This is a genomic window from bacterium (assembly GCA_040753085.1).
GTDB lineage: Bacteria > UBA9089 > JASEGY01 > JASEGY01 > JASEGY01 > JASEGY01.
In genome coordinates this window covers 1-6,510 of record JBFMHI010000156.1, presented here as the reverse complement: position 1 = coordinate 6,510, position 6,510 = coordinate 1, and the positions used below count along the sequence as shown (strand labels likewise).

Annotated in this window: 6 protein-coding genes; 1 reads left to right on the top strand and 5 read right to left on the bottom strand. The window is 44.1% G+C overall.

What is annotated here, in order from left to right:
- Positions 1-267 precede the first annotated feature (267 nt).
- Positions 268-621: a nucleoside-triphosphatase gene (locus tag AB1797_12205; GenBank protein MEW5768361.1), complete on the top strand. Its 354-nt coding sequence runs from the start codon at positions 268-270 to the stop codon at positions 619-621.
- Here the strand turns inward: AB1797_12205 and AB1797_12200 are convergent.
- The 5 genes from AB1797_12200 to AB1797_12180 form a co-directional block, all read right to left on the bottom strand.
- Positions 534-1,988, bottom strand: coding sequence for an O-antigen ligase family protein (locus AB1797_12200; GenBank protein MEW5768360.1), 1,455 nt, complete (start codon positions 1,986-1,988; stop codon positions 534-536). The genes AB1797_12205 and AB1797_12200 overlap by 88 nt on opposite strands.
- A 211-nt stretch (positions 1,989-2,199) precedes the next feature.
- Positions 2,200-3,354: a glycosyltransferase family 4 protein gene (locus AB1797_12195; protein MEW5768359.1), complete on the bottom strand. Its 1,155-nt coding sequence runs from the start codon at positions 3,352-3,354 to the stop codon at positions 2,200-2,202.
- Positions 3,355-3,692: 338 nt separating this feature from the next.
- Positions 3,693-4,787, bottom strand: coding sequence for a glycosyltransferase family 4 protein (locus AB1797_12190; protein MEW5768358.1), 1,095 nt, complete (start codon positions 4,785-4,787; stop codon positions 3,693-3,695).
- Positions 4,788-4,913: 126 nt separating this feature from the next.
- Positions 4,914-6,032 carry a glycosyltransferase gene (locus tag AB1797_12185; GenBank protein ID MEW5768357.1) on the bottom strand — a complete coding sequence of 373 codons (1,119 nt, stop codon included), beginning with the start codon at positions 6,030-6,032 and terminating at the stop codon, positions 4,914-4,916.
- A 247-nt stretch (positions 6,033-6,279) separates the two neighbouring features.
- Positions 6,280-6,423, bottom strand: coding sequence for a hypothetical protein (locus AB1797_12180; GenBank protein ID MEW5768356.1), 144 nt, complete (start codon positions 6,421-6,423; stop codon positions 6,280-6,282).
- Between the last annotated feature and the right edge of the window lie 87 nt (positions 6,424-6,510).

Here is a 6,510-nt window from a genome sequence, read left to right as displayed (position 1 = left end):
GTTTCATGCTTCGTTGCCTCCTGCTGGTTTTGGATTGTTTGGTATTTTTAAGCTATTATACCACAGGAGGCAGAAATTAGTAAATAATTTATTTGCAGATGATTGCCATTTTTAAACAGCCTCTATATCGGATAATATAGACTAAACTTGAGTTTTTTTTTATGGCTGAGTAGTTACACCTCTGGCAAGCAATCTCTAAGCTATTGAGTCCTGAAGAAAGATTAACCTTAAGTTTTCTGTAATTGAGAGGGGGTTGAATAGAAAAAGATGAAACACATCCTTATCACCGGAAGACCTAAGGTAGGTAAGACTACCCTACTCAAAAAGATAATCCCTTATCTAAAGGATGCAGGTGGGTTTTATACCGAGGATGTCTGTGAAAAAGATAATCGCGTAGGATTTGCCATTGTTACCCTGAATGGGAAAAGGCTGAAACACAAATCCGCCTTCGGTGGACTAAACATCAAGTGGAAGCAAAAAATGTGCCAACCTTATCAGAAAGAAAACTTGAACATCGAGTATCTATCTCTATCTCAAATCTCTCTCTTACCTCCTGCGGGAGTCTTCATCATTTCATTACTCAGTTTCCTGGTGGCCACAATCAAGGCAATGAAACCATAGATACCCAGGGTGTAGGGATTCCCAGTAAATGCCCCGCTCACACAAATACTCAACAAGCTGAGTCCAAAAGCGGCTGCCATAGTGCCTAACCAGGTTTTTTCCGGACCAGCTCTAGACCTCCGTATAACCACTAAGACATCCCAGAAGCTTTTACCCAGGAGAATGAGAAAAAGAGAGAAGCCTATTAATCCTGTTTCAGAAAATGTCTGGACATATATGCTATGGGGACTCCGAAGTCCCAGGTGATAAGTAGGGGACCCCGGAGGACAGTAATCCATAAAATGAACCACGTATCTATTCATACCTATCCCCAAAAGAGGGTTTTCTTTAAGCATTATTATCGCTGTCTTCCAGGCATCAATTCGGATCATAGCCGAGGCATCTTCTTCATAGGTTTCAATGGTTTGGAATTTCTCCCAGGCCTTTTCTGGAGTTTTGTAAAGGAGCAGGGCGGCCACCAAGGGAAGGATCCACACCAGCCGTTTGTAATGCCCCCTTATCAACTCTATCAGGACCAAAAAAGAAAACGTTACTATAAAAGCAAGATACCCGCCGCGGGAACCGCATCTCCATAAGGCCAGGAGTAAAGATACTACTCCTCCCAGGAAGAATATCCCTTTTGCCCCCATCCCTTCTTTATCGGGTAAAAGCAACCCACATCCGACTAAGAGTATCCCGGGTTTTGCTCTCCCTTTTGCAAATAAGAATACCCCTCCTAAGATTAAAGATATCCCCAGGATAGATAGAAATATTCCCTCGATATTTCTGGGGAGCCTCTTTTTCATTTCCTCCCAAAAGAGAAAGTAGAACATGGGAATTCCGCTGGCAAAGACAGCCGCCGCCCCATTCTTATTCCACCAGCTATATGGTCTGGCCGTGTCCAGAGCACCGGTTCTGTAATTGGCCAGACCTTTCTGGGCTAAATAAAAGACACATAAGATAAGCATCCACGTGGCCCAGCCGAGTTTTCTTCTGGAATCGATCAGGTTAACCATAAAGATATAGATAAAGATAACCTTGAAAAACTCCTGCATCCACATATCCTTAGTCACATCGATAAATGACATCCCCTCTTTTATTATCAAGCCGCTGATCATAGTCAGGATAATCCCTATGACTAATAAATTCTGCAAAGAAAAGGCAATACTGAACTTTATCTTCTCTCCTCCAATACCCTTCATTAAAGTAGCCACTAAAATCAGTATCGCCAGAACCCGCATGGCATGGAGGCCGTGAGTGTCCCAGACATTGGCCAGGTCAAGGTATCCAAAGGAGAAAAATCCCAGGAGAGGAATTAAAGGCTCAAAAAGGGCGACTATCCCTACAAAAAATAAGAAAAAGGTAAGAGCTATGCTTTTGGAAGACATAACTCCAGAAGCGGTATAAACGTAATATCCTGCTCCTACTGAAATAAAAAACAATAATATCCACTGGAATCCTTGAATAAGCAAGGCTTCACCTCCTATGTTTAGGCTGAAGGCTGAAGGCTGAAGACTGAAGTTCAATAGCCTTCAGCCTTCAGCCTTCAGCCTAAAAAGCCTTTCACCTTCAGTGCATCCACCTGAGTAGTTACAATTATTAATCGTTAATTGTTAACTCCTTATACATTTCAATATACTTATCGATATTAGCCTCCCAGGATCGGGCTTCTACTGAAGGCCGGGCATTTTTAGCCAGAGCTGTCAGGAGGTCTTCGTTGGAAAGAATCTTTATCACTGCCGCGGCAATCTGTTCAGCGCTACCCGGATCAACTAATAATCCATTGTAACCATCCCTTACGACCTCCGGGATACCCCCTACTCTGGTGCCTACCACCGGTGTTTCGCAGGCGAGGGCCTCAGGTAGAACCTTAGGCAGACCTTCAGCCAGTGAGGGGATAATCAACACATCCGCCCCGGCATAATAGGGGGCCAGATCTTTATGGGGTACCGGACCCTTAAAATCGACCACCTCTTTGATCCCCAATTTTTCTACGAGTTCCAGCAAGGCCGGGGAATTACTTGCCTCTCCAATCACGGTCAGCCTGGCTTCAGGGAAGTCCTTTACTATCCTGGCCATGGCTTCCAAGAGGTATTTGGCCCCCTTTTCCGGGGAAGAGACCCGGCCCACAAACAGAAGTCTCTTTCCTCCTCTCAACTTCTCCCCTTGAGGTTTAAAGAGTTGAAGATCAACCGGCTCGTGAATAAGTCTTACTGAAGCCGGATCTGCCCCAAGTTTTTGAGCCCAATCAGTTAAGTCTTTGGTAATACAGGCTATTCGATCGGCATGTCGCATATAAAATCTGGTATTAAGGCGATACATAAGATCAAGGGTAGGCGGATACATCCCCTTCTTGCCCGGTTCAAATATACAGGTATGCATAAAGATAATAACCGGCACCCCATAAATCCGGCTAAAGAACCAGGCCGCATAAAAGGCCGTTGAATCATGCACCTGGAGGACGTCTATCTTTCTCTCTTTGTGAACGGATATTAATTTAAAGAAGAGGCCGCCGGCAAATAACCACCCCCCCAGGTCGAATAATTTTATCCGTTTGGTAAACACTCGGACAAAGGTAGTTAGTCCCTCCTTGGCTCCATCTTCCACGTCAGAGGAAAAGACAATGTTTTCTATCCCTTTAAGTGAGAGATGGTGGGCCATCATTTTAACGGTAAGCGGAATAGCTCCTTCTTTCCGGAACAGCCGGTGGATAAGCGCAACTCTCATCTTATTAGGCATTAGGGCATTGCTCATCGTTTCGGTCACTTACGAATAGTAATACTCGATGTTCAAGTTTTTTCGACCTGGGCCATCAGACTTTCAGGGATTGAAACCGCTAAAGCGGTTATGATTCTAGATGTTATCCTATCCGTAACACCCTGATAAATCAGGGTGCTAAACTCAATAAGCATGAGAATAGCACCCCGATTTATCGGGGTGAATCGGGGGACATTAATAAACCAAAGCAACCGCTTTAGCGGTTTATAAGAAAACCTTGAACATCGAGTAATATGGTCACCGGGTGTCTGGTGGCCTGGTGTTCCGCCTACCAGACAGACAACCAGACTACCAGACACCAGACTACCAGATGTCTACGAAGAAGCAATGGCCTCAATTCTTTCCAAAACTTTGCCGGCACATTTATTCCAACTATTTTCTTGGGCATAAGCTATCAATTTACCGGTCTCCCATTCTTTGTCCAAAGCCCGCTCTATGGCCCTGGCTAATTTACCCACATCTTGATCTTCAACCAAAATACCATACTCTTCTGAAGGAATTATCTCCGGCAGACCACCTACGGCGGTAGCTACTACAGGCGTGCCCGTGGCCAGCGCCTCCAGAATCACATTAGCCCACCCTTCACTGTTGCTTACCAGACAAAACAGATCAGCCGCGCTGTACCATTTATAAAGCTCGGTATGGGATTTAGCCCCCATCAACCTTACAAAATCAGAAAGCCCCAAATTCTCAATCTGTCTTTCTAATATAGGCCGGTATTCCCCCTCGCCTATTACCAGCAACAAAATATCTTTCCGGCCGGCGGTCACTATCTTTGAGACCGCTTCTATCAAGTAATGAAAGCCCTTCCGTTCAATAAGATGCCCCACAGAAAGGATAATTGTCTTCTCCAACGGCAACTTTAGTGCCTCTCTGGTAGATATTTTTTCTATCATATAAAACCTGTCTACATCTACACCATTAGAGACGGTCACTACTTTTTCCCGCCCAACACCTAAATCTAAAACCCTTCTTTTTAAATCATCGCATACGGCGATGGTCAGATCGGCTCTTTTTAGAGCATATACAATTAACCGCCTCAATAAAGAGTATCTGGTGAAAGAAATTATATCTACTCCCCGAACAGTAATGCTTACCGTCTTTTTCAATAATTTAGCCAATAATATCCCGGCAAAGCCGTCCGGATATGCCCAGTGCACATCTAAATGATCAAACGGATACTCCTTGGCTATCCTCTTCAGAAGAGGCACCACCGCTAAAAAATATAAAAATCCATATAATGACCGGCCTATCTTGGGGAGCACAATAAATCGGGGGTGGTAAACCTCTAAACCATCTATCTCTTCACGAAAAGGAATCTGAGAGAACTTATACCATTTCTTAAACAATTTTAGGGGCGGGAACCAGGGCACAGGCGCCACTACTTTCAACTCGCAAAGCTTAGCCATATATCTCAGCCGCTCCTTGACAAAAACTCCAAATTGCGGCTGTTGAGAATTAGGAAATAGCTGAGTTAAAGACAATATCCTTAGATTTTTCATTGAATTTCCGGCGATGGTCAAGACCGAATTTCCTCACGATAATAAACTTTCGTAGACCTCTTCATACTTCCTGACCATGTCCTTCAGGGAGAATGCCTCTTTAACTCGCTTCCACCCAGCCTTTCCCATCGCCTTCCTTTTATTCTCATCCTTTAAAATCCAGATTAGCCCTTGAGCTAAACTTACTTCACTCTTTTTTTCCACTAAAATGCCTGTCACCCCATCTTCTACCACCTCAGGATTGCCCCCCACCTTGGTGGCTACCACCGGCACAGAAACGGACATTGCCTCCAGGATAACCATAGACAGCCCTTCTGATAATGATGAGACCGCTAAGACGTCAAAGCCGTTCATTAACCTCTGGGCATACTTACGTCTTCCCAGAAAAAGAACCGAATCTTGAAGGCCTAAATGCTCGGTTATCTCCTTTAATTCATCTGCTGACTCCCCGTCACCAATAAAAACTAACCTTACTTGAGGAAGTGATTCTAATATGAGAGGCATGGCGCGAACCAAATATTCATAGCCCTTTACCGGCCTCAATGTCCCTACGGCTCCAATAACTAAAGAAGAGGTGTCTACCTTAAATTCTTCTCTTTTAATCTGGCCGCCGTCCCCTAATTCTATATTTTTTACATCTATACCGTTGTGAATGACCATAATTTTATCCCTTTCCAAATTACCCTCTCTGACTAAATCATCTCTCATACTCTCTGAAACAGCGACCACTTTCCCCCCGAACTTTTGAATTAGATACAAGGCTTTAAGGCCGGTTTTCGTTTGGAACTGACTTCTTCCATGGACGCTTGTCACCAAAGGAAGACCGGCTAACTTTGCCGCCATACCCCCATAGACCGTGGGAGGAATCCCACGGCAATGGACCAGATCAACCTTCTTTTTTTTCATCAAATACACCAGTTTCATCAAAAATACCATATCCAATTTATGCTTTTTTTCGACGATGTTAAGGTCCACCCCCAGAGGTTCTATATATTGGCGCATTAGTCCGTCTTGAAAGGCGCAAACTATTGATTCGTACCTATCTTTATTCAAAGACGCGGCTAATAAACATGCCCCCTTTTCTGCTCCGCCTTGTTCCAACCATTGGATTACATGAAGTATTCTGATCTTAGGTAACTGTTTTGATCCCATATCGAAGTCCAAAAGATATTAATAGTTGCTATAACCGACTACGAAACTCTTCAACAGTAAGCCCAGCATCATGGACTATACCTCCCATTGTGTAAGCATCAACCGGATTGTGGTGCGGACTCGTAAGAAAGCGAATACCGTCAGACATTACAATGTGCTTTCCTTGACGAACAATCCGAGTCCACGGCCGTGGTTTTTATTTCACCCCTTCGGGGTTTTACTTATTCCTCTGTTCGTCGTTCTATAATCATAGCGCGGCCTCCCGCCGCAACCAAATAGTCCTCGATGCTCGATGCTCGATCCTCGATGCTTGATGCGGGTAAAGGATCCAGTGTCCAGTATCGAATATCCGGTGGTGTCTGACAATAGCTACAATTTTTTTAAACCACAAAGATCACAAAGGGTTTCACAAAGGACTCAAAGATTTTTGAGAGAATAAATTTTCCCTTTATTTCTTTGTGCTCTTTGTGTCTTCTTT